This window comes from Bacteroidota bacterium (assembly GCA_016706255.1).
In the GTDB taxonomy this organism is placed as follows: domain Bacteria; phylum Bacteroidota; class Bacteroidia; order Chitinophagales; family BACL12; genus UBA7236.
Map to the genome: position 1 here is coordinate 1 of JADJJZ010000007.1, position 26,266 is coordinate 26,266.

The following is a 26,266-nucleotide window of genomic DNA, read 5'->3' on the forward strand; positions in this document are numbered from 1 at the left end:
ATAGGCATTGGAAGTTATTTTAAATTCCAGTTAAATAAAGCAAATTAAGCACGAATTAAATTTTGAACAGGCGGAAGCCATAAGAATTAAGAATTGGATGTCGTAAACACAGCTCCCAAATATTACACATGAATTTCGAGCACCTCTCACCGTTGTTCTGGGTATGGCAGAACCAGGTTAAAATAGATCGTCTTAAATTTTTAGATAGGAAGATATGGACGTGATTCTTCAAGAAATGGAAAATTTAGTGAAGTTAGTAAGATGAAACTCTGGATCTTTCGAAATTGGAAAGCGAGAAAATGATTTTAAACTTGCGAGATGGCGATTTTGTGCTTATTTAAGATATATCGTAGAGTCTTTTCAATCCTGGCATCGCTCATAAAAACAATTTTCATTTTTCCCAGCAGTGCAGATGAGCTGCGGGTAGTTTTGATGCAGAAAAAAACAAGACAATAATTACAAATTTGTTTTCAAATGCATTGAAATTTACACCCGAATATGGCAATATTTATGAGTGTTTCTTATGAACCAATTAGCAGCAGTAATATGGTTGAAGTGGAAATAAAGTTAAAGACACGGGCATCGGTATTCCTGAAAATCTAATTCCACATATTTTCGACCGCTTTACACAATTAGATAACAGTCACACACGAAAAGCAGAAGGTGACGGGCATCGGACTTGCTCTTACGAAGAATTAATAAAATTAATGAATGCCCATTGGTGTAAAAGCCCACCCGGTTGGTGCAAGTAAGGACAGGAATTTATTATCCAGATCCCTATGACTAAATCCAGATTTAATTGATGCGTCAATTAATTTAATACCTGAACACATTGAAAAAAATGTAAAGGTTAATATTGAGGAAAGAATTAAAAATAAATTATGTAAATGAAACCATAAGCCACAGCACTATCCCTTGTAATTTTGCTAGTGGAAGATAATGAGGATGTGGTGGGCTATACTGCGGGATGTTTGACCGATTACAGTTGTTGGTTGGAAGAGATGGGAGAGAAAGGTTTGACTTATAGCAATTGAAAATATACCTGATATTATTGTACAGATGTTATGATGCCTTATGTTGATGGCTTTGGAAATGGTGAAAAAACTGAGAATGGATGAGCTTTTGAGTCATATTCCTATCATTATTTTAACTGCCAAAGCAGATATTCAAAGTAAGTTAGAAGAATTGGAAAGTGGAACGGATGTGTATTTGCAAAAACCATTTCATAAAGAGGAGCTCTTATTGCGTGTAAAAAATTATTAGAGTTGCGCAAAGCGCAAACAGTATTACCCCAAACAAATAGGGATAACATCACCCGATAGAAGATAACAAAAGAAAAACCGGAAACTAGTATTGAAGAAAAACCAGAGCATGAATTTGTAAAAAGGTAAGAATAATGAAGCAAACAATAACTATACATTCAGTGTTGAGCAATTATACAAGTGTATTTATAGCCTCTGTTGCATCGTAAATTATATGCGCTCATCGATTGTTCTCAAATAAATTTATACAGATTATGCGTTGAATAAATCAAAAAGAATTGTTGACTGATCATTCATTGAGTATTGCTACTGTAGCTTTAGCATGTGGATATAATGACCGGGATACTTTACCCGTGTATTTAAACAGGAATTTGGAATAACCCCAAGAGTGGCGACAAAACAGTAGTGATTCCAATCGAAGTAGATATTGTTGTGAGCGAATAGATAATATACCCAATTTCGAATGTACCCAATGGACTGCCGATTTTGAGTAATCATTTCATACGAAGCTCCGTAGGGGCTGACCCATTTGTCAGCCAAAGCTGCCAACCTGATAATTAACTTATGTGGCAACCTCGGTGGCTGCTGTTCGAACAGCCGAATTTGATGTTCTCCACGTGTGTAGCTCAAGCCATTTAACCATTTGCTTTTATTCTGCATCAAAAATATAATGCTACTTTGATTTGGAATTTTTTTAAAACAGGAAGTGAAACAAGTTTTAATTATAGACGACGAAGAGAAACTACGGTTGTTGCTGGCAGAATTATCGGCCTGGAAGGTTTCGATGTTATTCATGCAGGTGATGCTAAATCGGCGTGGAAAAAGTTGGAACAGCATGATATAAATGTTGTGCTCTGTGATGTAAAGTTGCCCGATGATAATGGTGTGGACCTATCCAAAAAAATTAAAGAGAAATATCCGCTTATTGAAATTATTTTACTCACTGCATATGGCACCATTTCCGATGGCGTTCAGGCCATTAAAAATGGTGCATTCGATTACATCAAAGGTGACGATAATAATAGAATCGTCCCGCTTTAAATCGTGCTTTCGAAAAAGCAGAATTGGCACAACGTGTTCAGCAGCTTTCAAAACAATTAGCCAACACATATTCCTTCGAAAATATAATTGGTGAATCAAAACTAATTATGGATGCCATTGCCCTGGCAAAAAAAGTTGCGCCCACCGATACAACTGTTTTGTTAACCGGAGAAACCGGCACAGGAAAAGAAATTTTTGCTCAGGCTATTCATCAGGCAAGCCCGCGTTGTAAACATAATTTTGTTTTAGTTAACTGTTCAGCATTTAGTAAAGAATTGTTGGAAAGTGAAATGTTTGGGCATAAAGCAGGTGCTTTTTACAGGGCGATTAAAGACCAGAAAGGTTTATTCGCCGAAGCAAATAACGGGACTATATTTTTGGATGAAATTGGTGAATTAGCCTTAGACCTGCAGGCAGAAATTATTACTAATGCTGAAACAGGAGAATTTATCCGCGTTGGTGATTCAAAGCCTACAAAAATTAACGTACGAATTATTTCTGCTACAAATCGTGACCTGCAAAAGGAAATAAGTGCAGAAATTTCAGACAGGATTTGTTTATCGGATTTCGTTTGAAATCCACTTACCGCCACTTCGTGAAAAGAATTGCAGATATTCCTTATTTGTCGACATTTTTAACCTTATTTTGCAGGCAAATCTGGAAAAAAATAAATACTGCTTACAACAATTTATTGATGCATTAAAACAACATGAATGGCAGGGTAATATTCGTGAGTTGAAAAACATTATTGAACGTTGCGTTATATTAACTGACGATAGTGAGTTAAATCTGGTTAGTCTGCCTACTGAATTTAGAGAAAAACTGGTTCATCATGAAGCCGGTAAACAATTATCCGCATTTGATTTGGCCAGTGCAGAAAAAATACATATCCAAAAGGTTTTAAATTACACAAATGGCAATAAAACAAAAACTGCAGAATTACTCAATATTGCCTTAACTACCCTATACAGAAAGATTACCGAATACGGTTTAGAATAAACTACCCTTTCAAAACGCTATGCTGCACCCTGTCGAAACGATAGGGTTTTTTAATTAAATTTTATTGTAAAAACTTCAAACCCACGCTAAGTAAGGGTTTTGGCGGATGTGCATTTTGCGGAACAAATTGAAACATCTGTTTCGAAATCAAAATATTTTTTATGGATATGTTGTTTTTTATTGGATTGGGCATATTGATTTATGCCGTTTTCTCAAATTTATTAATTGGTTCGAAAAAAATTTGATGTTATGATCATATTATTAATTATTGCGATTTGCGTATTTGGATATATGTGCTATGTGCTTATTAAACCTGAAAATTTTAATGCTATGAACTCTGAACTTATAGGCGTAATTAGTATGTATGGTATTGCCATTATTTTGGCGATACTGCTAGGAAAATATATCGGCAAGATTTTCAACTATGAAAAACTTGGTTGGATAAACTGTTTAATCCACTTGATAAATTGTTTTCAAACTCAGTGGCATTGATCCATTAAATCCAATGAACTGGAAGCAACACCTTTCAGCATTACTTACAATCAACCTGATTTGGTTTATTATATGTATGCTCGTTTTAACCAATATGCATTGGTTGCCACTAAATCCGGATCAAAATCCAAGTATGAAAGCTGATTTGGCGTTTAACACTGCTGTCAGTTTTGTTACAAATACAAATCTTCAACATTATTCCGGAGAAACCGCTTGTCGTATTTCGGCCAATTAATTTTAATGTTATGGCAATTTATCAGCGCTGCAACGGGAATTGCAATTTGTGCAGTTGTTTTTCATGCCATGAAAGAAAGAACCGCCGCTAACCTCGGCAACTTTTATTCTTTTTTTGTAAGGAGTGCTACGCGTATTTTATTTCCTATTGCATTTGTAGTAGCTGTTTTATTAATATTAAACGGCACACCAATGACCTTTAACGGAAAGGATACAATTAACACTGTGGAAGGCAACGAGCAACAAATTAGTCAGGGACCTGTTGCTGCTTTGTTGCTATAAACAAATAGGAACAAATGGAGGAGGTTTTTATGGACCAAATTCTGCAAACCCGATGGAGAACCCGAATTACCTGACCAATTTCATCGAAAATGTGTCAATTATTTTAATTCCGATAGCTATGATATTTGCTATGGGCCATGTTTTACGCAGGAAAAAATTGGCATGGACAATTATGGGTGTAATGACATTCGGATTTTTAATGCTGGCAATACCAACAATCAATTTTGAAATGCATGGCAACCGGAAATAACAGAAATGGAATAAATCAGTCGTTGGGTAGTATGGAGGGAAAAGAAGTGCGATTTGGTTCGGCGGCTTCTGCTTTTGGGCAACAAATACCACCGCAACCAGTAATGGATCAGTAAATTCGATGCACGATAGTATGACACCACTAACCGGATTAACCACTTTATTAGGTATGATGATTAATTGTTTTTTATGGTGGGGTAGGCGTTGGGTTTTTAAACTTTTACATTTTTATAATTCTTGCAGTATTTATCAGTGGTTTAATGGTTGGCAGAACACCTGAATTTTTAGGAAAAAAATCGAAGCGCGGGAAATGAAAATAGCAATGATAATTGCGCTGTTACATCCGTTTTTAATATTGGTTGCAACTGCAATTTCAAGCTTTTTATATATGTCGGATCCCGTTGCATATGCCGGATGGTTAAACAACCCCGGATTTCACGGGTTTAGCGAAATGTTGTATGAATTTACATCCTCAAGCGCTAATAATGGCAGTGGTTTTGAAGGCTTGGGGCGACAACACACCTTTTTGGAATATCGCTTGTGGTATTGTCATGTTACTGGCAAGATATTTACCAATTATTGGACCTGTTGCTATTGCAGGAATTTTGTATCAAAAAAAATATATCCCTGAAAGTAACGGTACCTTAAAAACCGATACTACTACATTCGGTCTTTTAGTTTTTGCTATTATTTCAATAGTTGCAGCACTTGCATTTTTTCGGTGCTCACACTTGGACCAATAGCAGAATATTTTTCAATGATTAAATAATTATAGATATGAAAAAGAATAATTCATTATTTCAAAAAGAAATTATTGCATCTGCTTTAAACAGGCATTTGTAAAATTGAATCCCAAGATGATGTTGCGAAATCCTGTAATGTTTACTGTAGAAATAGGAACAGCAATCATGTTTGGTGTTTGTTTGTGGATTATTTCAGGCGAACAATCACAGGAAGTTTAATATATAATTGCATTGTATTTTTAGTATTATTCTTAACCTTATTGTTTGCCAATTTTGCAGAAGCAATTGCAGAAGCAAGAGGCAAAGCCCAAGCAGACAGTTTGAGGAAAACACGCGAAGAAACACCCGCACGAAAAATGCCCGGTATTGGTAAAATATTTTCTGATGAAGTGGAAATTATTCCCTCTTCTCAATTAAAAAAAGGTGATTTGTTTTATTGTGAAGCCGGAGATATTATTCCAATAGACGGTGAAATTGTTGTGGGTCTCGCTACAATAGATGAAAGTGCTATTACAGGTGAAAGTGCTCCTGTTATTCGTGAAGCCGGTGGTGATAAAAGTTCTGTTACCGGCGGAACTAAAGTTTTATCTGACAGTATTCAGGTTCGTGTTACAACGGATCCGGGTGAAAGTTTTTTAGATAAAATGATTGCCCTCGTTGAAGGTGCCAGCCGCCAGAAAACACCAAACGAAATTGCTTTAACTATTTTACTGGCCGGATTTACATTAGTATTTATTATAGTAACAGTAACATTAAAACCTTTTGCCGATTACGCAAACACACCAATTACTATTGCTGCATTTATTTCATTGTTTGTCTGCCTTATTCCAACTACCATAGGAGGTTTACTTTCAGCCATTGGTATTGCAGGAATGGACCGTGCATTGCGGGCTAACGTAATTACAAAAAGCGGAAAAGCTGTTGAAACTGCAGGTGATATTGATGTGTTATTGCTGGATAAAACCTGAACAATAACCATTGGTAACCGAAAAGCTACACACTTATATCCCGCAAAAGGTATAGATGAAAAACACTTTATTAAATCGGTTGTGCTCAGTTCGTTAAGTGATGATACACCTGAAGGTAAATCAATAATTGAGTTGGCTGGATTAAAAACAACTGATTTAAATCCGGAAAATCCGCGATTTATAAAATTTACGGCAGAAACAAGAAGTTCAGGAGTTGATTTTGGAAATACCAGAATCAGAAAAGGTGCATTTGATGCAATTAAAAAATTAACTGAAAGTGCAGGCAATATTTTTCTGAAGATATTCATGCTATCGTTACTACAATTTCCAGTAATGGCGGCACACCATTAGTTGTTGCAGAAAATGAAAAATTATTGGTGTAATAGAATTACAGGATATCATTAAAACAGGTATTAAAGAACGTTTTGAGCGCCTGCATAAAATGGGTATCAAAACTGTAATGGTAACAGGCGACAATCCCTTAACCGCAAATGCATTGCTGAAAAAGCCGGTGTTGATGATTTTATTGCAGAGGCCAAACCGGAAGATAAAATGAATTACATTCGCGCCGAACAGGCAAATGGCCGATTGGTTGCCATGATGGGCGATGGTACAAATGATGCACCCGCTTTAGCACAGGCCGATGTTGGTGTTGCCATGAACAGCGGAACACAAGCCGCAAAAGAAGCAGGCAATATGGTTGATTTAGATAATGATCCAACCAAATTAATTGAGGTTGTAGAAATTGGAAAACAATTGTTAATGACCAGAGGTACACTCACTACATTTAGTATTGCAAACGATGTGGCAAAATATTTTGCAATTATTCCGGCTTTATTTATTGTGGCTATACCTTCTTTGCAAAGCCTAAATATCATGCAATTATATAGCCCCGAAAGTGCAATTTTATCAGCAATAATATTTAATGCAATTATTATCCCATTACTTATTCCGTTGGCACTAAAAGGCGTTGCATATAAACCGATTGGCGCAAGTGCACTACTGCGTAGAAATTTATTAATATACGGACTTGGAGGTGTGTTAGTGCCTTTTATCGGTATTAAATTAATTGACATGGTAGTTGCTTTAATCATATAAAATAAATAAAATGAAAAATAATTTAATTCCTGCTTTACGGTTAACGCTGGTTTGTCTGGTGTTTTTCTGCGGCTTTTATACACTTTCTTTATTGGGAATTGCAAAAATTGCTCCCGACAATTTAACCTTTTCGAAAAATGAAAACGGTTATTATCAAAACGTAGGACAAAGTTTTACGGATGATAAATATTTTTATTCACGCCCATCAGCTGTAAATTATAATGCTGCCGGTTCCGGTGGTAGTAATAAAGGGCCAACCAATCCTGATTATTTGGCTTTGGTTGAAGCCAGAATAGACACATTTTTAGTGCATAATCCGGATGTAAAAAAAGAAGACATACCTGCTGACCTGGTTACTGCTAGCGGAAGTGGAATTGATCCGCATATTTCGCATAGGCAGCACAAGTCCAAATAAAAAGAATTGCTAAGATTCGAAATATAGATGAGGCAACATTACATACTTTAGTAAACGATGCTATTGAACGCCCTTTATTAGGGTTATTTGCCCGGAGAAAATTAATGTGACTAAATTAAATTTAACATTAGATAATTTAAAATAATTAATATGAAACGATTAGTAACTTTAAAAGTTGTGTTTATAAGTTGTTTAATAATATGTAATTCTTTATTACGTGCACAGGACCAGGGCGCGGAATTAGTTTCAAATAATTTTAATCAACAACCGGACAGTCTCAACGTTGATTCTATAAATGCTATTCAAACAGAGGTTATTCCAAATAAAGGTACTTTATCGGGCTATTTGGAGGTTTATTATTGTTATGACTTTAGTAACCCTGAGAATCATACAAGGCCTTCTTTTGTTTATTCTCATAACAGACATAATGAAGTAAATTTGAATTTGGGATTAATTAAATATAATTACACGAGTAATTTAGTTCGGTCAAATTTTTGCCCTGATGGCTGGGACATATGCTAATGCAAACCTTGCAGCGGAACCTGGTACCAAAAATATTTATGAAGCTAATGTGGGTGTAAAAATTAGTAAAAAAATGAAATTTGGGTTGATGCCGGTATTATGCCTTCACATATTGGGTTTGAAAGTGCCATAAGTAAAGATTGTTGGAATCTTACCCGTAGTTTACTGGCAGAAAATTCTCCATATTATGAAAGTGGTGTAAAAATTTCTTACACGAACAAAAGCCAAAAATTGTTCTTAAGTGGATTATTGCTTAACGGATGGCAACGTATGCAACGTGTTAATGGTTACAATGTACCTGCGTTTGGTCATCAGTTAACCTATAAACCTAATGATAAAATAACATTAAACAGCAGTTCATTTATTGGCAGTGATTTGCCCGACAGTTTAAAAACAATACGTTATTTTCATAATTTTTACGGATGGTTTAAGTTGAATCCTAAATTGGAGCTTATGGTGGGTTTCGACATTGGTGCAAATCACAAAAATTCGGACACTATGTTTACTCAAATTTGGTATTCACCGGTGCTGATTGCTAAAATTCCGGTTACAAAAAATATGACTATAGCAGCAAGAGCTGAATATTATAGTGATAAAAACGAAGTGATTATTGCAACAGGAACAGCAAATGGATTTCAAACATTTGGGTATTCGGTAAATTTGGATTACCTTATTGCAGACTTAATGTTATGGCGAATGGAAGTAAGAGGTTTGCAAAGTAAGGACAGTATTTTTTATGCAGAAGATAAATTGGTAAATACTAATTATTTTATAACAAGCTCACTGGCTATTTCATTTTAAATGGCAGATAAAGAAAACACCGTTCAGCATTTTCTCGACCTGATTAAAAAATCGAGGCGCGGGAAATTTAAAATCTATATCGGCATGAGCGCCGGTGTGGGTAAAACATATCGTATGTTGCAGGAGGCGCATACTTTGCTGAAAAGTGGTATCGATGTAAAAATCGGTTACATTGAAACACATTCCAGAAAAGAAACACACGACTTATTGCTCGGACTGCCCTTAGTGCCCAGAAGAAAAATATTTTACAAGGGTAAAGAACTCGAAGAAATGGATGTGCAGGCAATTATTAATCTGCGACCTGAAGTTGTTATTGTTGACGAATTGGCGCACACCAACATAGACGGCAGCAAAAATGAAAAACGCTGGCAAGATGTAATGGATATTCTTGCAGCTGGAATAAACGTAATTTCGGCCTTAAATATTCAGCATATAGAAAGTTTGAATGAAGAAGTTAAAGGCATTACCGGCATTGAAATAAAAGAAAGAGTCCCTGATAGTGTTTTGGCTCAGGCCGATGAAGTGGTTAACATTGATTTAACTGCCGACGAATTAATTACAAGACTTAAAGAAGGAAAAATTTATCAGGCTGAAAAAATTGAACTGGCCTTACAAAATTTTTTAAAAGTGACCATATCCTTCAATTAAGAGAATTAGCTTTGAAAGAGGTTGCCTCGCAGGTTGAACGCAAAGTGGAAACCGAAGTAACCCGATCAAATGTATTAAAACATGAACGGTTTATGGCTTGTATCAGCAGTAATGAACTCACAGCAAAAACGGTAATTCGGAAAACAGCAAGGCTGGCGAATTATTATAATAGTAAATGGTATACGCTATATGTTCAAACGCCTAAGGAAAAAGCGGATAAAATTCCACTCGACAAACAGCGACACCTGATTAATAATTTTAAATTAGCTACAGAACTGGGGGCGGAAATTATTAAAGTGGAAAATATTTCCATATCGAGAGCCATTATAGAGCAGGCTGTAGAACGAAATATCACCACAATTTGTATCGGGAAACCACATTTAAATTTATTAAAAATAATTTTGGCGACAAATGTATTTAATGAACTTATTAAGAAGTTGTCGTCTAATGATATTGATATTGTAATTCTTTCATAACATGAAAATTAAAACTAAATTAAATTTAGGAGTCGGTGCCTTGTTTATGCTCATTTTATTATTGGGTATAGTTGGCGCTTTTAATATCAACGCTTTAAAAAATGATACTGAAAAAATATTAACTGCTAATTATAACAGTTTGCAATATTGTCGAAACATGCTTGATTTGCTGGATGAACAAACTGATGCAGGTTTTATGCTTTTTGAGTTTAATTTAAATAACCAGGAAGCGAATATTACTGAAACTGGTGAAGCAGAAGTAACCAAAAAATTGCGGACTGAATTTGAAAAACTGAAATCGAATCATACAGACAGTATTTCTGTATTGTTGATCCGGCAAAGTTTGTTTGAGATTATGGATATGAATATGCATGCCATTCAGTATAAAAGTGAAGTGGCAGCTAATACTGCCGGCAATGCGGTGCTGTGGATTGCAATTAGTGGCACGTTGTGTTTTATTATAAGTTTTATTTTACTGATTAACCTGCCTTCAAATATCGCTAATCCAATTCGGGAACTTACCGATAGTATAAAACAAATTGCTTCAGAAAATTATAAAGAACGTGTTCATTTTGAAAGTCATAACGAATTTGGGCAGTTGGCCAAATCGTTTAATACTATGGCTATGAAGCTGGAAGAATACAACAATAGTAATCTGGCTAAATTAATGATGGAAAAAACGCGTATTGAAACACTCATTAACAATATGCATGACCCTGTTATTGGTTTGGATGAAAATTTGGTGATTCTGTTTGCAAATGAAGAAGCCATAAAAATTTCAGGATTAAGTTCAAACGATTTACTCGGTAAACGTACAGTTGACCTGGCCGTTAAAAACGACCTTATAAGAACCCTGATTCAGGATTTAATGCAGGAAGACACGCTTGAAAAATCGAAACAAGCACCTATTAAAATTTATGCTCAAAACAAAGAAAGTTATTTTGAAAAAGAAACCTTGCATATAAACATAACGCCAACCGGTGAGCACGTTCCGCGGTTGGTTGGGCATGTAATATTTTTAAGAAACGTGACCAATTATAAGGAAATGGATTATGCGAAAACCAATTTTATTGCCACTGTTTCACATGAGTTTAAAACACCGATTTCATCAATAAAAATGAGTTTACAATTATTGGAAAACGAAAAAACCGGTAAACTCAATGATGACCAGATTAATTTGCTCGACAGTATCAGAGATGATGCCGACAGATTATTAAAAATTACAGGTGAACTACTAAATATGTCGCAGGTTGAAAGTGGAAATATACAATTAGCAATAATTCCGGCCGGCCCGAAAGAAATTTTGATGTATGCAATTAATGCAACTAAAATACAGGCAGATCAAAAACATATTACCATTAAAATTGATTGTGATGAAGTGATAGATAAAGTGCAGGCAGATCAGGATAAAACTGCATGGGTATTAACCAATTTAATTTCCAATGCCATACGTTATTCGTATGAGCAATCAAGCATTTTTTTATCTATTAAACAAACACAATCGCATATTATTTTTACGGTAAAAGATACAGGCCAGGGAATTGCCCCTCAATATTTAAATAAAATATTTGATCGCTACTTCCGTGTTCCGGGAACAAAAAAAGAGGGCACCGGCCTAGGTTTAGCAATCAGCAAAGAATTTATTGAAGCCCAAGGAGGGGGAATTTCGGTTGAAAGTGATTTTGGCTCTGGGAGTACTTTTACAGTGGTATTGAATAAAGAAAATTAATGTGCTGATGTGCTAATGTGCTGATGTGCTAATTGAACAGCCGGATTTGAGTATGATTTTCATTCAGAGCTCCGTTGGGAGCAATAAAAAATTAATGTGCTGATGTGCTAATGTGTTGATGTGCTGATTAACAGCCGGATTTTGAGCAGGGTTTTCATTCGAAGCTCCGTTGGGAGCTATAAAAAATTAATTGCTGCTGTGCAAATTGAGCAGCCGGAGAATGTACCAATGTGCGGATGTACCAATGGAACAGCCGATTTTGAGTAAACATTTCATACGAAGCTCCGTAGGGGCTGACCCATGTGTCAGCCCAATGTGCTGCAAACCTGATAATTTACTAATGTGGCAACCTCGGTGACTGCTTGTCGAACAGCCGAATTTGAGCACGATTGTACTGTAACCTCTGAACCCCATCAGCTAATTTGCTAATCGGCTAATTTGCTAATTAACTAATGTGCCTCCGCATCAACTTCTTGGCGATCAGCCAATTATGAGCACACTTGTCCTCTAACCTCCGAACCCCATCAGCTAATTTGCTAATCAGCTAATTAGCTAATTAAAAGTATTAATCTTTCTTCTTAATCTCAATCTCTGTAGTCCCGTCTTTAATTTCGATGCTGGTTTTGTTGTCACCATTTTTTGTTTCCACTTTCGCACCTTTTTCGCCAATAATGATTTCGGTAGATTTTTGAGGGTCTTTTGTTTCTACTTCAACTGTTTTAGTTTCTGTAGTTGTTGTGGTTTCAGGCAGGGTTTCGGTTTCATCTACTTTCTTTTCAGAGCAAGACGCTAACACACCGGTAATAATTACTATAATGAATATTTTGATTTTTCTCATTTACCAAAGTTACTCTATTTAAGGCAGCATTTGCGTTTTGCGGTGCATTTGTTTTGATTATTTATTAGAAAGTAACCATTGAGGGATGTCTTATAAGTGGTTTTGTTGCAAAAATTTATTATACTTCACAAAACTTGGCGAAAAATGAGATTCGAATTTTATTTGTTAAGCAACGGTAGTCTTATTTCTAGCCACATACAAAAAGCATCTTCTTTTATATGCATTTTTGCATTGTATTTGTAGGTTTGAAATCTAAGATTAATCCGATTATTTAATGCATATGATGATGCTTTAGTTGGCAATATACTTCCAATAACATAATATGGAACAACATATAATAAATGGTCTTCATAATGATGTGGCATTAATTCATCACTTCCAATACCAACATCCTTTGTTAAATCAATCCCTAATTCTTTATCAAGTCCTTTAAATTCATTTATGATGCTTTTTAGTTGACCTAAATAATTTTGACAATCATTACAATTACATATAAAAGCCGGCTTATCCATATAATAATCTACTGTGGATTGGACATCAACATTTAAAATTATATTTCCGATTGCGATTTGTGTCATGGTTATTGGTTATGACGGTTTCGGGCTTTGCTATGGTCGACTTTTGAAACCAAAAACTGTCTCCCAGCACCATCATTAATTAATTGCTCAAATTTTTCTTTTTATTCTGTCTGCTAACAAACGGGAATTTTGTGTAAGCATATGTTATTTTTATTGTAGTACAAATTGTGTCAATTTTTCTTTTGTAAACATACCGATTGTTGTAAAACCTTTTGCATTTTTCTTCAATATTTCCGTTTTCTTGTCAAAAGTGTGCATGCGCATTTGGTCATTTACAAAAATATTTATTTCGTCTATGCTGTCTGAAACATAAAAGTCAAATATGTTTCTGTTACCACCAAAAGGATAAAGCGATAGATGCTTACTAGTCAATTCGTTTTTTGGGATTTTTACAAATCCAATTAAAAAGTCCGCATGGTAAATATTTTTATTACTGATTGTGTCCTGAAACCGTATACTGAACCATTCCTGTTGTACACCCCTCCAGTCAAACCATTTGATATAAAGTGTGTCACTGTGACCTGTTGAAGCAACAGTCTCGATACGGTTGTGGTTATTAGTTGTGTCGAAAGTCAAAAAATATTTTTGGTTTGTTTCAGTAAATACACCTTCGCCATACCAATATTGCATATCATCAGTACCACTATATTGTATAAAAGTCCCAAATTTGTCAGACTGGTTTTTTTTAATAAAAGTATAATTATTTGAAAACATTGATGCGTTCGCCTGTCGGTAAATGGTTGTGTCTTGCGCGAATAATTGCCCAAAGACAGCCATGAATACTATTGTAAATATGATATATAGTCGGTTCATTTATTAATGTCTGCTGACGGTTGTACACTTTGCTTTTTTAGAAAGCACTTCACTATCTTCCTCACAAACTTAATAAAAATTCCTACACTTGCTGTGCGGTTAGAATTTTTATCACTTCCATATTTTTTTAATGAGTTTTAATAATGGAAATACTTTTCTCTCAATTGGTTTATCCAACGTTTTTTCTTTATTGTCAGACTGCGCATTTGCGATATCATTTTGATCGTCTGCATGATTATTCAATTCTAAATCAAAACTTTCGTTTTCGTCTGGTGGTTGTTTCAAGTCTGCACCACCTTTGTGTGCAAATTGAATATAGTTTTTTGGTGGTGTAGGTAATTTACTTTCACATTCTTTTGAACAGAGATTTACCAGCAGAGGTAGAATGTCAGTGCCTACTGTTAACGAAATCCAAAGTTGATTTGTTTGCTCATAAGTCATGGACTTATCACAAACACAACATTTTACAGTGTCGCCAAAATACCTAACTGGATTGTCTTTTAATGAGGGAAATTCCATTCTGTTTTTCCAATTACCAAACAAAGCTCTAGTGCTTACTCTGCTGTGTTTAAGATTTTTGCACCTTGTAATTTCATAAGGAAACCAATTTAATTCATATGAAGTATATGGATCGAAATATTCAAGTAATTCCATTTCACCAATTTCCGGTGGGATACGTTTTAACTTGCTGCCATAAAGCCAAACCTTTTTAACTTTTTTTAGTTTTGATATTGTCTCCGGTAATATGTGTATTTGGGCAAACAATTCTTCTCCAAGCTCTTCTAGTGGGGAAAATTCGTCACGGTTTTCTGCCGCAACCTTGTCAACATAATCGCAAAGTTTTTTCCAGGCAACAGAATTTCTGTCTTGAATATCATTCTCTATTTTGTATATATTTTTGAACATTCTTTGTTTTTGCTTGGCAGTGCGTCTATACTTGTTACTAAGGTTTTGGCGCTTGGTGAAGAAGCGGATTTCGAAGCTTTAAATCGTTTGCTCTATATTTTATTGTTACCTGTCAATTATTTTTAAGTCCATTGATTCACAATAACTCCTAATATATTCTTCTGTCCATCTATTTCCGTATTTTTTATCCAAGGCTTGTGATACTTTTATTTTATTGTCTTCAATTTCTTTTGTCATATTGCAACCAACACATTCTATTTTAAAACCATATTTTGTCTCCGGATGGTCAAGATTACAAAATGGACAACCGTCACCTACATAAAAATATATCAATGAAATATTTTCTAGTGAATCCTTATTGTTTTTATGCGCTGTACTATCCGTCTGCCCATAACTAGTTTGGCTAAGTGACAACAATGTTGCGGTCAAGAATATTGTTGTCCACTTTGTCATTGTCGTTTTTGAATTGGTGCTAACGGTTTCAGGCTTAGCGTTCGTGTACTTTTAAAAGCGAAAATTTCCTGAATTACCAAAGTTAATTAATTGCACAAATGTTTCTATGTGCACTGTTTACCCAATAACGCAAACCCCATATTAGGCGCAGTTAATTCCTTTTGTGTCCGCATGCAGCACAGAATGTCGCTTGTTTTGTCCTATATGGTTTGCCACAGCTTTCGCATGGTGGTCCATACTTTTCTATTAGGTGATGCATTATTGCGTTTGGTTCAGTTTCCTGAAAACCTGTTACTTCAAAATAGTATTTCAAAAGTTCTTTAAATCGTTCTGGTTTATTGCTTAGACTGACCCCACTATTATTGATTCCTTTTCTATAAAGTAGATTGGCATTTTGAAATTCATCTTCGTCAAGCATGGGAATTTCCATTTTACAACGCCAACACCAAAGTTTTTTCATTCTTCAATTTCCATTTTAGGTGCAGTAATTCTCATATTTCAAGTATTATATCCAACACACCCTGTAAGGCGAAGTTAATGTCTTCCCAGTTTTTTATGTTGGCTACTAAAATTTCAAATTCGATAATTTTCGTATGGTCTACTGAATAGTCTTTTTGGAAAATTATTTTGCCATTAGCGAACAATATTGGATTTACAAAACCTTTTTCTGCAATAGATATTTTGCATGTTGTCTGTTTATTAAATGAACTAAAGTCAGTGCAGTCTTTGTTCAGCGCCTTCGCTAAGGTATTTGTCGAAGTCAACCTTTTTCCAAAGGTCATTTTCGGAGATAAAGACTTCTAATTTCTCTGCTTCTTGGTTTTTGACAAGCTCAAAGTCTTTAATTTCTTCGCTTGTTGACGAGCCTTTCGCAAGGTAGTTGGTGATTGTTTGGATAGTTGCTCCAAACCTAACTTCGCCCTTTCCTGAAAAGAGATTTTGTTAATCATTTTTGATGCTTTTATGCAAGACTCAAAAGTAAGCACATTTTTTAATAAGTGCAAATGCCGATAGGTGGCGGTGAAATATCCGGTAACGTATTGCAGCTACAAGTTGTGCCGCCATCCGTGAAGTTAAATGTACATAAGTCCACCAAAACTTACAATACCGAAATGCGCGGCATAACTTGTAGGTGCTGTTAGGCGTAGTTTATTTAAATACGGGTTCAATGTCGTCGATCGTCCAATGTTGTCCGAACTTACTTAATTGATATTTGTAATGATAGTCCGAAGGGAAATTAACTAATATTTCAGCAGAATTGGCGTCCTTTTTAAGAACGTCAAAATTAATTTTGTCCAACTCAGAAAGTCCGGGGTCTTCTTGACTGAATAAGATAAAATCGTATTCGAATCCTTCAGGCGGTCCGTCATTTGCTGGATGATCTTTAAACTGCTTGTCACACTTTTTAAAGTAGTCACGCCATTTGTCCGAATATTTATTTGAAAGCATGCCTGTCTCGGTTAGCGTCTTAAGATATTTTTCTGTTGCAGGAAAGTTTATAGCGTAAAATTTAGTTGAGTCCCATTCAGCGCCTGAATTACCCGAAACTAAGTCACTGGCTAAATTAGTCCCATTGTCCTTGTACCATTTGAGGAAATTTAAAATTGTAGTCTCAGGGCTTGATTCGGCCTCAGATGTCACCGAAGTCGTCGACGCAGAATTTGTATTGTCTGCAGTCCTTGAACAAGAAAAAAATGTCCAGATTAATAATATGAAAATTGATGTCCTCATAAATTACGCCTAACGGTGGGCATATGAGTAGTGGCGGGATTTAGAAGCACTTTCCTGTCAGCAGAGGTAGAAACTACAATAGAAGCACTGCACTTGGCAACCCACTGACCCCGCCATTACTTATATGCCATGTTAGGCCAAGTTGTTTTTTAATTTTATCTCTTCAAAATCATTTATAATTAGTTGCTTCTCATCACTTTTTATATCTGCATAAAAAATCTCCATTGATCGTTTTGCCGTCTTTAATATAATTTTATCAGATGAAAATGTAATCAATTCAATTGCTACGATTTTTATAAAATCAAGATCCAATTTATTAACACTTTTATCAGATATTTTTATATAGTATTTATGGCTATTTGACAATCCACCTATAATAAAACAAAGACCTAATGTGAGTCTAAATACAAATCCATTAATATCATTGAGAGTTAGAAATCCAAGTATTATCCAGATTAATCCAAGTCCAATATTAATCAGTACAATAGAATTAAATCCAATCCTTTTTCCATATGCTTTAATTAATCCAATATTTATTTGAAATCTAGTTTTTAACCTTTTAATAAAAATCATTGAAATCAAACAAACAATAACTAATATAGATTCAACAATCTGGTAGCCTAAATCTTTTAAAATCAATGAGTTATAAAATAACCCAATCATTATCGCTATTAGCAATATCCATATTGTCAATTCACTAAATTTTATCCAATTCAATCTTTTTTGACTCATATTATCTTATGTTGCTGCGTTTTTTTTTACAATTTGGCCTAACAATATATATGCGAATATACAAAATTCCCAAAAGGCCTCGTGACTTGCAATAACTCATTGATTATCAATATAATAAATTGTAGTTTGTTGCATATACAAAGTGAAATAAGTTGCGCAAATCCGTTTTGGCATGTTGTAATAGGGCCTCAAAAGTTGACCTAGCCCGGACTGCAATGAAAAGCCCGCAGACCTGAGGAACGAAGGGCGAGGACTTGTAATGGAAGGCCGGCAGCGATGTTGCGGGTGTGGGGGATGTTGATGCTTCAAATTCAGGATATGACCATATTGTCGAGCAGTCGTACACCGTCTACTATTACGGCGGTTATGATGACAATTCGGTTTGTTGGGGTTTCTGGGGTTATGGGTTTTAGGTTGTCGGCGTTGAGCAGTAAAAAATAATCGACGTTAAAGCCTTCGAGTGTGTTTAGAGCTGCTGTTGTTGCTTGTTGAATTTCGTGCGGGGTAAGTATGTTGACCATAGCCGCGGCATATTGTAAACTGGCGTTAATGGCACCTGCTTTTTGGCGAATTTGGGGGTTGAGGCGGACATTGCGGGAACTCATCGCCAAACCGTGTGGCTCGCGGTAAATGGGGCACATCACCAATTCTACCGGCATTTTGAGGCTGTTGATGAGTTGCGTCAGGATGAGGCATTGCTGAAAATCTTTTTGTCCGAGAAACAAAATATCGGGGCGGGTTACCTCCAATAATATCTTAACCACCTGGGCTACACCGGCGAAATGCCCCGGCCGGCTTGCACCTTCCAGCTCCAGGTCGAGGCCGGCGAGATCAAATTTATCGGTCACTTGGGTAACCGGACCGTAAATATCATTTGCCTCAGGCAGGTATAATATGTCGCAACCGGCGGCTTCCAGCATGCTGATGTCCTGTTCGAGGGGTCGCGGATACTTTTCTAAATCTTTGGGGTCGTTGAACTGTGTCGGGTTCACAAATATGCTTACAATGGTGATATTGGAGCGTTTTTTGCTTGTTTCCACTAGCGAAATATGCCCCTGATGCAGGGCTCCCATGGTGGGAACAAAGCCTATTTTGGCCCCTTCAGCCTTTAATCGGGTGCTTAAAGGGGTGAGTTGGTCGCGTTGTTTGATTATCTGCATGCTTAGTGGTTTAAGGGTTTTGGCTGAATTTAACCTGCTTTTAACAATGTTTGACTTTGGGTTGCATAAGTAAATTCTAAACTATATTTTGTAATTTTGCAGCTTCAAAATTAAACTTCTGAGCAGACTTAAGAAGTAACACTTCGCAAAATAACCTAACAGTCAAGTAACTAGTTATATATGGACAAGAAAAGAGTGTTGATCATCACCCAGGAAATGCAGCCTTACTTAAATGGGACCGATATCGGGAATATAGCAAGGAGATTACCACAATACGTTCAGGATAAAGGAAATGAAATCAGGGTTTTGATGCCGCGTTACGGTGTAATCAACGAACGCCGTCACCGCCTGCACGAGGTTGTGCGCCTGAGTGGAATGAATATTATTTTGAATGATGATGATTATCCGCTGATCATTAAAGTTGCTTCTGTGCCCGGCGCCAGAATGCAGGTTTATTTTTTAGATAACGACGACCTGTTTAAGCGCAAATACGTTTTTCACGATGAAAATGAAAAATTTTATGAAGATAACGCCGAACGTATGGTGTTTTTCTGCAAAGCAGCGCTTGAAACCGTAAAAAAATTCCAGTGGGCACCGGATATTATTCACTGCCACGGCTGGATGACCAGTTTGATTCCGCTATACATTAAAACAGCTTATAAAAAATGAGCCGGTATTCCAACATTCAAAAGTGGTTTACTCGATGTATAAAGGTGCATTTGAAGGTCATTTAGATAAAGCGAAATTTTTAGAAAAAGCACCTATTAATACCATGGTTGAACCTGAACACTTAAATGCGTTTAAAGATTACGACCATCTTGGATTAAGCAAAGGTGCTGCCGCATATGCCGATGGTGTTATTATTGGTAGTGCAGTTATTGAAAAAGAAATCAGCAAATATCTTAAAGCGCAAGGTAAACCGGTACTCGAATTTACTGAAGAAGAATACCTCGATAAATACGCTGAATTTTATGACAATTTAGCTCCAATAATTTCAAAATAAATCCGTTATAGGCAGGATGAACAAGGTTGTGTATTTATTGATTGGCGGTTTGATTGTGTTAGCAGCATCGTGCCGAAAAGATAATTTTATTGGTGAAGAATTACTACCCGAAGAAGACTTCTTAAATTCAACAAGGGTTGATACGTTTAAAATGATAACGTATACCGATTATGATGATTCGGTAGTTACCAGTCAAAATCCGTTTTATGCACTCGGCAGTATGACCAGCGAATTTATGGTAAAGCAACTGCAGGCATTTTTGCACAGGTGGTTTTACCGCCAACAATTTATTTTTTGGTGATAATCCGCATGTTGACTCTGTAGTGCTAACTTTAGATTATGCTAGCTATTACGGCGATACCACTGCCACACATTGTGTTTCTGTTTATCGTTTAACAGAACCGATTCGCAATAACAGAAATTATTATTCGAATCAGCAATTTCATCACCTCAATATTCCTGTCGGCAAAAAAATGAATTTTGGCAAAAAAACGCGATAGCGTAACACTTGCTGATGGTTCACTTGGGAGCCACATTTACGTATTAATTTATTTGATGCGTTCGGACAAAATATTGCCGATTTAGATTCCACTGTGTTGGAAAATGACACTACCTTTTTACAATATTTACAAGGTTTATATATTGCAGCAGATACACTTACCGATGGGTATTCACGTGGGATGATGTATTTTGATATGTCGTCTGTAATTTCGGGGTTCGTGTTTATTACAGCAATTGGAAGCGGATTCATTAAGCGTATTATTTCCATTTGCAGGTGTAAAACAAATTATTTTACCAACAAATTTCCGGTTGAAACACCGGCTTATCAGGCGCTTGCAAACCATGATACCACCAGCCGAAATTATTATTAATTCCGCAAGATTCACTTGGTCACAATACTTACATTGTTGCATTTTACAGTGAAGAATATTTTTCTACGATTATTGATGATAATTTAGGTCAAACCAGTATTGGCGGTACTTTATTAAAATCGATATCACCGGAAACAGGAAGAACAATTTATCAATATAAATTTATCATAACACGTCACGTTCAGGAAATTCTGGAAGGTTCACTCGATAATAATGGATTTGCATTATCGGTTGTTCCCGGAAACCGTATCCCTAATGCAGTAACTTTAGGTGGAGTAAATTCACCAAGAGCGAACTTTAAACCTTATCTCTCGATTACATACACTACGATAAACAAATAACATCATGTGTGGTATAGTTGGTTACATCGGGCATCGTCAGGCTTATCCGGTAATTATCAAGGGTTTGCACAGACTGGAATATCGCGGTTACGACAGTGCCGGGGTAGCTTTAATTAACGGCGACTTGCGCGTTTATAAAATTGCAGGTAAAGTTACCGAACTCGAAAAAGAAACGGCAGGTAACAATGTGGAAGGCACCTGCGGAATCGGTCATACACGATGGGCTACACATGGTGAGCCAAATACAAAAATGCGCACCCGCATGTTAGTGAAAGTAAAAATCTCGCCATTATTCACAATGGTATTATCGAAAATTATGCTTACTAAAAACGGAATTGATAAAACGTGGTCACCAGTTTTTATCGGATACCGATACAGAAGTTTTAATACATTTAATTGAAGATATTCAGCTCAACGAAAAAACAGATTTAGTTGAAGCGGTTCGTATTGCATTAAATCAGGTAATTGGTGCTTATGCAATTGTTATTGCATCGAAAGATGAACCGGATATGCTGATTGCTGCACGCAAATCGTCACCAATGGTAGTTGGTATTGGTGAAGGTGAATTTTTTCTTGCTTCAGATGCTACTCCATTAATTGAATATACACGCAACGTGGTGTATTTAAATGATGAAGAAATTGCAGTTGTTCGTCGCAATCAGGAGTTGGTAATTAAAACAATTCACAACGAAACAATTACACCTTACATGCAAAAATTGCAAATGCAATTAGACATGATTGAAAAAGGTGGTTATGACCATTATATGCTCAAAGAAATTTATGAGCAGCCCAATTCAATAATGGACAGTATGCGCGGTCGTTTAATTGGCAGTAAAAAACGCAATTGTTTTAGGGGGATAAAAGAATACGAAAAGAAATTGGTTAATGCCAAACGCATCATAATTGTTGGTTGTGGAACTCATGGCATGCCGGATTAGTTGGCGAATATTTATTTGAAGATTTAGCGCGTATACCAACTGAAGTTGAATATGCAAGCGAATTCAGCTATCGCAATCCTGTTATTAATGAAGATGATATTATAATCGCCATCTCTCAAAGCGGTGAAACTGCAGATACTTTAGCAGCTGTTGAATTAGCAAAAGCAAAAGACGCTACTATGTTTGGTATTTGTAATGTGGTGGGTTCGTCAATTGCACGCGCTTCACACGCAGGTTCATATACACATGCAGGCCCTGAAATAGGTGTTGCCTCCACCAAAGCATTTACAGCTCAGGTTACTGTATTAACTATGATGGCATTAAGTATTGCTCGTAAACGTGGTTCATTGCCTGAAAGTAAATACCAGAGTATTGCTATCGAATTAAGTAAAATTCCGGAAAAGTTGAAAGTATTAAAATCGAACGACCATATTAAAGAAATTGCTGAAGAATATATGGACGTGCACAACTTCTTGTATTTAGGTCGCGGTTATAATTTTCCTGTTGCTTTAGAAGGAGCACTTAAATTAAAAGAAATATCATACATACATGCTGAAGGATATCCTGCAGCAGAGATGAAGCATGGACCAATAGCGCTTATTGATGAAAATATGCCTGTTGTTGTTGTTGCCAATAATATGAGTGCTCACGATAAAATTGTGAGCAACATTCAGGAAATTAAAGCACGCAAGGGAAGAATTATTTCTATCATTTCTGAAAACGATACGATAATTGAAGGCATGTCGGAACACGTAATTCGTATTCCTGAAACAGAAGAAGTTTTAACGCCTTTATTAAGTGTAATTCCTTTACAACTTTTAGCCTATCACATTGCCGTATTACTCAATCGCAACGTAGACCAACCTAGAAATTTGGCTAAGAGTGTGACCGTAGAGTAATGTGCTAATTTGATAAGCCGATTGAGTACCAATGATGTGCGAATGTACCAATGGACGCCGTTTTGGTCGGGGTCTCAAATTGACCCATGATGAAGTATAATGGAACAACCCAGTTTTGGGCAAGACTTTTTCGTGCTCCCGTTGGGTCTCATTTCCCGTGACGAAGCATAATTTGAACAGCTTTGCGCGCGACTAAATTAATTACTATAAATAAATCCTGTTCTCCTTGCAGCTTTGCGGGAAAAATTAATGACAGTAATTTTACTCATCATTTCCCAATCGAAAAACCCCATCAGCTTTTGCTAATCGACTAATTTGCGAATGAAAAGGTTCTCGGGGAATCTTCAACAAAAACCCCAGCTTTTGCTAATCAGGTTATTACAAATATAAAATACTCACATAGCTGAAGCAAATTTCCTGCAACTACATCCCAATTAATTACATTGTAAAATGCACCAATGTAATCAGGGCGTCGGTTTTGATAATTTAAATAATAGGCATGTTCCCAAACATCAAGTCCTAAAATTGGCGTGCCTTTTACATCAGCAATATCCATTAAAGTATTATCCTGATTTGGTGTTGAAGTAACAGCAATTTTTTTTCAGCTGTCACAATTAACCATGCCCAACCTGAACCAAATCTTGTAGCAGCTGCAGCGGCAAACATTTCTTTAAATTTATCGAAACCACCTAAGTCGCGGTCGATAGCTGCTGCTAAATCTCCTGTTGGAGTGCCACCTGCATTTGGAGCCATTACTTCCCAAAATAAATTGTGGTTGTAAAATCCACCACCATTGTTGCGAACAGCAGGAGATATTTTTGAAATATTAGCTAAAATCTCTTCAATGGTTTTACTTTCCCATTCAGTGCCGGCAATTGCATTATTTAAATTGGTAGTATAAGCAGCATGATGCTTATCGTGGTGAATTTCCATTGTTCTCGCATCAATATGCGGTTCCAAAGCGTTAAAAGCATATGGAAGTGGTTGTAATTGAAAAGCCATAATAGTTTATTAAGTTTTATTGATTAAAATTTATAAGCTCTGAAATACAACAGAAGCGTTAAAGATAAAACAGCATTTAAAAAACAGGTTCGCAAAACCGAAAATTAATTTTGATTTATCGTTTGCCTACAAAAAGTTTTTCAGCAAAATTTGCGATTTTTCTGCCCCAACGCCCTGACTTATAACTGTTTTGGGATGCAAAATATGTTGGTGGCGACTAAAACCCATTTTAGGGTCGGAGGCGCCATAAACAATCCTTCCTATTTGTGCCCAATAGCTGGCAGCTGCACACATTGGACACGGCTCCAGGGTAACATATAAAGTACATTCAGGCAGGTATTTGGCGTTGAAATGGTTACAAGCCGATGTAATGGCCTGCATTTCAGCATGTGCTGTCGGGTCGCTTAGTCTTTCTACTAAATTATGGGCTTTGGCAATGATTTGTTGCCCGGCCACTATAACTGCCCCAACCGGTACCTCGTCCTCCTGAAGGGCTTTTTCTGCCATTTTTAAGGCCTCTTCCATGAAAAATGCATCCGGATCTGAAATAATTCCCATGCCGTAAAGGTAAGGGCTTAATCGATTACACTTCAAATTTTTACCCTGAAAACTCGTCTACCTGCATAGGTAAGGTTAAAAATGTTAACAGAAATACCGGTTTTTGGCTGTAACTTTTTGTGCTTTTGAATCATTCATCCTTAAAATGTCTTAATTTATCTAAAACTTTAAAAGGCTCGTCAAATTTGAACTAATTTTAACCCGTCATGAGAAAACTTGCTTTTATCATTATCATTTCTGCCCTAACTACGACCGCGTATGCTCAACGCACCGTTTCCTTGCAGGAATGTATCAACCTGGCTACCGACAATAACCTCCAGTTAAAACAAGGTGCCGCAGGTGTTGAATTTTCAGAGAAAGCGGCGAACCAAAGCCGATTGCTGTTATTGCCTAACCTAAACCTCGGAAGTTCTTATTTCCTGGAATTTCGGTTATACCATCGACCCGGTAACCAACTTACCATTGGCCAATAGTTTCCAAACAAATGGTTATCAGGCTACTACTTCTATGAATTTGTTCAGTGGCGGTACCATCAGCAATACCATCAAAAAAACTAAAACAGATTTGCAGGTTGCCGGAATGAATTATAAAGAAGCGGTAGAAAATGTGCAGTTCCAGGTTATAGTTGCTTATTTGGCTGTAATGTTTGCCGAAGAACAACTAAATATCGCCAACCAAAAAATTAATACGACCGAACTTCAGTTAAATAATTCAAAAAAATTGGCGCAGGCTGGAAGTATACCTGAAGGTAACTTATTGACTATTGAAGCACAATTAGCACAAGACCAACTTTCCGTCATCCAGTCGCAAAATCAATTGGATAAAACATACCTCGATTTAAAATTATTGTTACAATTAGACCCTACTGAAAATATTAAAATTACTTTTCCGGATATTTCAAAAGTGGATAATATTTTAAATGCACCGGTTCCTGACGCATTAACCGTTGCCAATTATGCCATCGCAAATAAAGCCAGTATAAAAAAATATGAATATCAACTTTTGAGCGACGGATTAAATAAAAAAATTGCCGGTGCTGCTGCGCTGCCAAGTTTAAGTTTGATAGGGCAAGTAGGAACAAATTATTCAAATGCAATTTATCCGCCAATTATTAAGGAAGCCGACCCATATGGCACACAAATTAATAATAACCTTAGTGAGTTGTTGGCATTTCATTACAAATTCCGATTTTTAATAACGGACAGGTATGCTTAACAAACAAAATGCTGAATTAGCTATCATCAATACTCAACTAAATCAGCAAATTGCCATTAACACCATGCGTCAAAATGTAACGCAGGCAATTAATGATTTAAAAGCTGCGATAGCCATCTTATGCAGCTGCAGAAAAAATCTTGCTGCAGCACAAAGTGCATTCCGATTTTGCTGAAAAGAAATTTAATATGGGAACGGCTTCATCGTTCAGATTACCAATGCAATTAATGTGAAAGCACAAGCTGAATCAACACTTGTGCAGGCTAAA

24 protein-coding genes and 10 pseudogenes are annotated in these 26,266 nt (G+C 36.3%); 23 read left to right on the forward strand and 11 right to left on the reverse strand.

Annotated features, from left to right (window positions below; translation table 11 throughout):
• Positions 1–563: 563 nt before the first annotated feature.
• The 15 genes and pseudogenes from IPI65_13620 (at position 564) to IPI65_13690 (ending at position 11,959) form a co-directional block, all read left to right on the forward strand.
• A pseudogene (locus IPI65_13620) lies at positions 564–752 on the forward strand (hypothetical protein).
• A gap of 312 nt (positions 753–1,064) precedes the next feature.
• Positions 1,065–1,263: pseudogene (locus IPI65_13625) on the forward strand (response regulator).
• Between the two features lie 705 nt (positions 1,264–1,968).
• Positions 1,969–3,302, forward strand: a pseudogene (locus IPI65_13630) (sigma-54-dependent Fis family transcriptional regulator).
• A gap of 249 nt (positions 3,303–3,551) precedes the next feature.
• Positions 3,552–3,794 carry a potassium-transporting ATPase subunit F gene (locus IPI65_13635; GenBank protein ID MBK7442550.1) on the forward strand — a complete coding sequence of 81 codons (243 nt, stop codon included), beginning with the start codon at positions 3,552–3,554 and terminating at the stop codon, positions 3,792–3,794.
• A gap of 76 nt (positions 3,795–3,870) precedes the next feature.
• The gene (locus tag IPI65_13640) at positions 3,871–4,029 is read left to right on the forward strand and encodes a potassium-transporting ATPase subunit KdpA (GenBank protein MBK7442551.1); all 159 of its coding nucleotides are present in this window, start codon (positions 3,871–3,873) and stop codon (positions 4,027–4,029) included.
• A 5-nt stretch (positions 4,030–4,034) separates the two neighbouring features.
• Positions 4,035–4,310, forward strand: a complete 276-nt coding sequence (locus tag IPI65_13645; protein ID MBK7442552.1) for a potassium-transporting ATPase subunit KdpA — start codon at positions 4,035–4,037, stop codon at positions 4,308–4,310.
• On the forward strand, positions 4,291–4,560 hold the full coding sequence (locus tag IPI65_13650; GenBank protein ID MBK7442553.1) for a potassium-transporting ATPase subunit KdpA: 270 nt from the start codon (positions 4,291–4,293) through the stop codon (positions 4,558–4,560). Before IPI65_13645 ends, IPI65_13650 begins: the two co-directional genes overlap by 20 nt.
• A gap of 51 nt (positions 4,561–4,611) precedes the next feature.
• On the forward strand, positions 4,612–4,839 hold the full coding sequence (locus IPI65_13655; GenBank protein MBK7442554.1) for a potassium-transporting ATPase subunit KdpA: 228 nt from the start codon (positions 4,612–4,614) through the stop codon (positions 4,837–4,839).
• A 30-nt stretch (positions 4,840–4,869) separates the two neighbouring features.
• Entirely contained in the window at positions 4,870–5,190 is a 321-nt protein-coding gene (locus IPI65_13660; protein MBK7442555.1) for a potassium-transporting ATPase subunit KdpA, read from the forward strand.
• Positions 5,165–5,302: a potassium-transporting ATPase subunit KdpA gene (locus tag IPI65_13665; protein MBK7442556.1), complete on the forward strand. Its 138-nt coding sequence runs from the start codon at positions 5,165–5,167 to the stop codon at positions 5,300–5,302. The genes IPI65_13660 and IPI65_13665 overlap by 26 nt, the downstream gene beginning before the upstream one ends.
• Before the next feature lie 117 nt (positions 5,303–5,419).
• Positions 5,420–7,368: pseudogene (gene kdpB, locus IPI65_13670) on the forward strand (potassium-transporting ATPase subunit KdpB).
• A 10-nt stretch (positions 7,369–7,378) separates the two neighbouring features.
• Positions 7,379–7,928, forward strand: a pseudogene (locus IPI65_13675) (K(+)-transporting ATPase subunit C).
• A gap of 5 nt (positions 7,929–7,933) precedes the next feature.
• Positions 7,934–9,106 (forward strand): annotated as a pseudogene (locus IPI65_13680) (porin).
• A pseudogene (locus IPI65_13685) lies at positions 9,107–10,230 on the forward strand (sensor protein KdpD). It abuts the pseudogene before it with no gap.
• A gap of 1 nt (position 10,231) precedes the next feature.
• A complete protein-coding gene (locus tag IPI65_13690) occupies positions 10,232–11,959 on the forward strand; it encodes a PAS domain-containing protein (GenBank protein MBK7442557.1) in 1,728 nt (575 codons plus the stop codon).
• 565 nt (positions 11,960–12,524) lie between these two features.
• Here IPI65_13690 and IPI65_13695 read toward each other — a convergent pair.
• The 9 genes from IPI65_13695 to IPI65_13735 all read right to left on the reverse strand — a co-directional run bounded on the left by IPI65_13695 (position 12,525) and on the right by IPI65_13735 (position 19,170).
• A complete protein-coding gene (locus IPI65_13695; protein MBK7442558.1) occupies positions 12,525–12,797 on the reverse strand; it encodes a hypothetical protein in 273 nt (90 codons plus the stop codon).
• A 158-nt stretch (positions 12,798–12,955) separates the two neighbouring features.
• Positions 12,956–13,375, reverse strand: a complete 420-nt coding sequence (locus IPI65_13700; protein ID MBK7442559.1) for a hypothetical protein — start codon at positions 13,373–13,375, stop codon at positions 12,956–12,958.
• Between the two features lie 150 nt (positions 13,376–13,525).
• On the reverse strand, positions 13,526–14,188 hold the full coding sequence (locus IPI65_13705; protein MBK7442560.1) for a hypothetical protein: 663 nt from the start codon (positions 14,186–14,188) through the stop codon (positions 13,526–13,528).
• A gap of 111 nt (positions 14,189–14,299) precedes the next feature.
• Complete coding sequence (locus IPI65_13710) at positions 14,300–15,094, reverse strand: leucine-rich repeat domain-containing protein (GenBank protein ID MBK7442561.1); 795 nt, start codon at positions 15,092–15,094, stop codon at positions 14,300–14,302.
• A 105-nt stretch (positions 15,095–15,199) separates the two neighbouring features.
• Positions 15,200–15,547, reverse strand: a complete 348-nt coding sequence (locus IPI65_13715) for a hypothetical protein (GenBank protein ID MBK7442562.1) — start codon at positions 15,545–15,547, stop codon at positions 15,200–15,202.
• A gap of 151 nt (positions 15,548–15,698) precedes the next feature.
• Positions 15,699–16,007 (reverse strand): hypothetical protein, encoded by a 309-nt coding sequence (locus tag IPI65_13720; protein MBK7442563.1) that lies wholly within the window; start codon positions 16,005–16,007, stop codon positions 15,699–15,701.
• Positions 16,008–16,696: 689 nt separating this feature from the next.
• Entirely contained in the window at positions 16,697–17,188 is a 492-nt protein-coding gene (locus IPI65_13725) for a hypothetical protein (protein ID MBK7442564.1), read from the reverse strand.
• Between the two features lie 222 nt (positions 17,189–17,410).
• Positions 17,411–18,010 carry a hypothetical protein gene (locus IPI65_13730; GenBank protein ID MBK7442565.1) on the reverse strand — a complete coding sequence of 200 codons (600 nt, stop codon included), beginning with the start codon at positions 18,008–18,010 and terminating at the stop codon, positions 17,411–17,413.
• Between the two features lie 311 nt (positions 18,011–18,321).
• Positions 18,322–19,170, reverse strand: a complete 849-nt coding sequence (locus IPI65_13735) for a pantoate--beta-alanine ligase (protein MBK7442566.1) — start codon at positions 19,168–19,170, stop codon at positions 18,322–18,324.
• Between the two features lie 180 nt (positions 19,171–19,350).
• Between IPI65_13735 and IPI65_13740 the strand changes: the two are divergent.
• From IPI65_13740 to glmS, 5 genes and pseudogenes are all read left to right on the forward strand, one after another.
• Positions 19,351–20,173 (forward strand): annotated as a pseudogene (locus tag IPI65_13740) (glycogen/starch synthase).
• Between the two features lie 16 nt (positions 20,174–20,189).
• Positions 20,190–20,474, forward strand: a complete 285-nt coding sequence (locus tag IPI65_13745) for a hypothetical protein (GenBank protein ID MBK7442567.1) — start codon at positions 20,190–20,192, stop codon at positions 20,472–20,474.
• 22 nt (positions 20,475–20,496) lie between these two features.
• Positions 20,497–20,673 (forward strand): DUF4270 family protein, encoded by a 177-nt coding sequence (locus IPI65_13750; protein MBK7442568.1) that lies wholly within the window; start codon positions 20,497–20,499, stop codon positions 20,671–20,673.
• 93 nt (positions 20,674–20,766) lie between these two features.
• The gene (locus tag IPI65_13755; protein MBK7442569.1) at positions 20,767–21,045 is read left to right on the forward strand and encodes a hypothetical protein; all 279 of its coding nucleotides are present in this window, start codon (positions 20,767–20,769) and stop codon (positions 21,043–21,045) included.
• A gap of 345 nt (positions 21,046–21,390) precedes the next feature.
• Positions 21,391–23,223: pseudogene (gene glmS / locus IPI65_13760) on the forward strand (glutamine--fructose-6-phosphate transaminase (isomerizing)).
• A 370-nt stretch (positions 23,224–23,593) separates the two neighbouring features.
• On the opposite strand, the pseudogene IPI65_13765 reads toward glmS, so the two are convergent.
• Positions 23,594–24,228 (reverse strand): annotated as a pseudogene (locus tag IPI65_13765) (superoxide dismutase).
• Between the two features lie 123 nt (positions 24,229–24,351).
• Positions 24,352–24,783 (reverse strand): nucleoside deaminase, encoded by a 432-nt coding sequence (locus IPI65_13770; protein ID MBK7442570.1) that lies wholly within the window; start codon positions 24,781–24,783, stop codon positions 24,352–24,354.
• A gap of 206 nt (positions 24,784–24,989) precedes the next feature.
• On the opposite strand from IPI65_13770, the gene IPI65_13775 reads away from it, so the two are divergent.
• Genes IPI65_13775 through IPI65_13785 form a run of 3 tightly spaced genes read left to right on the forward strand, consistent with a single transcriptional unit; the run spans position 24,990 to position 26,173 of the window.
• Positions 24,990–25,256, forward strand: coding sequence for a hypothetical protein (locus IPI65_13775; GenBank protein ID MBK7442571.1), 267 nt, complete (start codon positions 24,990–24,992; stop codon positions 25,254–25,256).
• The gene (locus IPI65_13780) at positions 25,246–25,998 is read left to right on the forward strand and encodes a TolC family protein (GenBank protein MBK7442572.1); all 753 of its coding nucleotides are present in this window, start codon (positions 25,246–25,248) and stop codon (positions 25,996–25,998) included. Before IPI65_13775 ends, IPI65_13780 begins: the two co-directional genes overlap by 11 nt.
• Entirely contained in the window at positions 25,991–26,173 is a 183-nt protein-coding gene (locus tag IPI65_13785) for a hypothetical protein (protein MBK7442573.1), read from the forward strand. Before IPI65_13780 ends, IPI65_13785 begins: the two co-directional genes overlap by 8 nt.
• The last annotated feature ends 93 nt before the right edge of the window (positions 26,174–26,266 follow it).

Coding starts and splice junctions, on each gene's coding strand:
- IPI65_13705 (MBK7442560.1), bottom strand. CDS start 14,188: ATGAACCGACTATATATCATATTTACAATAGTATTCATGGCTGTCTTT.
- IPI65_13660 (MBK7442555.1), top strand. CDS start 4,870: ATGAAAATAGCAATGATAATTGCGCTGTTACATCCGTTTTTAATATTG.
- IPI65_13785 (MBK7442573.1), top strand. CDS start 25,991: ATGCTTAACAAACAAAATGCTGAATTAGCTATCATCAATACTCAACTA.
- IPI65_13775 (MBK7442571.1), top strand. CDS start 24,990: ATGAGAAAACTTGCTTTTATCATTATCATTTCTGCCCTAACTACGACC.
- IPI65_13745 (MBK7442567.1), top strand. CDS start 20,190: ATGAACAAGGTTGTGTATTTATTGATTGGCGGTTTGATTGTGTTAGCA.
- IPI65_13710 (MBK7442561.1), bottom strand. CDS start 15,094: ATGTTCAAAAATATATACAAAATAGAGAATGATATTCAAGACAGAAAT.
- IPI65_13730 (MBK7442565.1), bottom strand. CDS start 18,010: ATGAGTCAAAAAAGATTGAATTGGATAAAATTTAGTGAATTGACAATA.
- IPI65_13640 (MBK7442551.1), top strand. CDS start 3,871: ATGCTCGTTTTAACCAATATGCATTGGTTGCCACTAAATCCGGATCAA.
- IPI65_13690 (MBK7442557.1), top strand. CDS start 10,232: ATGAAAATTAAAACTAAATTAAATTTAGGAGTCGGTGCCTTGTTTATG.
- IPI65_13735 (MBK7442566.1), bottom strand. CDS start 19,170: ATGCAGATAATCAAACAACGCGACCAACTCACCCCTTTAAGCACCCGA.
- IPI65_13635 (MBK7442550.1), top strand. CDS start 3,552: ATGATCATATTATTAATTATTGCGATTTGCGTATTTGGATATATGTGC.
- IPI65_13695 (MBK7442558.1), bottom strand. CDS start 12,797: ATGAGAAAAATCAAAATATTCATTATAGTAATTATTACCGGTGTGTTA.
- IPI65_13700 (MBK7442559.1), bottom strand. CDS start 13,375: ATGACACAAATCGCAATCGGAAATATAATTTTAAATGTTGATGTCCAA.
- IPI65_13715 (MBK7442562.1), bottom strand. CDS start 15,547: ATGACAAAGTGGACAACAATATTCTTGACCGCAACATTGTTGTCACTT.
- IPI65_13720 (MBK7442563.1), bottom strand. CDS start 16,007: ATGAAAAAACTTTGGTGTTGGCGTTGTAAAATGGAAATTCCCATGCTT.
- IPI65_13770 (MBK7442570.1), bottom strand. CDS start 24,783: ATGGGAATTATTTCAGATCCGGATGCATTTTTCATGGAAGAGGCCTTA.
- IPI65_13645 (MBK7442552.1), top strand. CDS start 4,035: ATGTTATGGCAATTTATCAGCGCTGCAACGGGAATTGCAATTTGTGCA.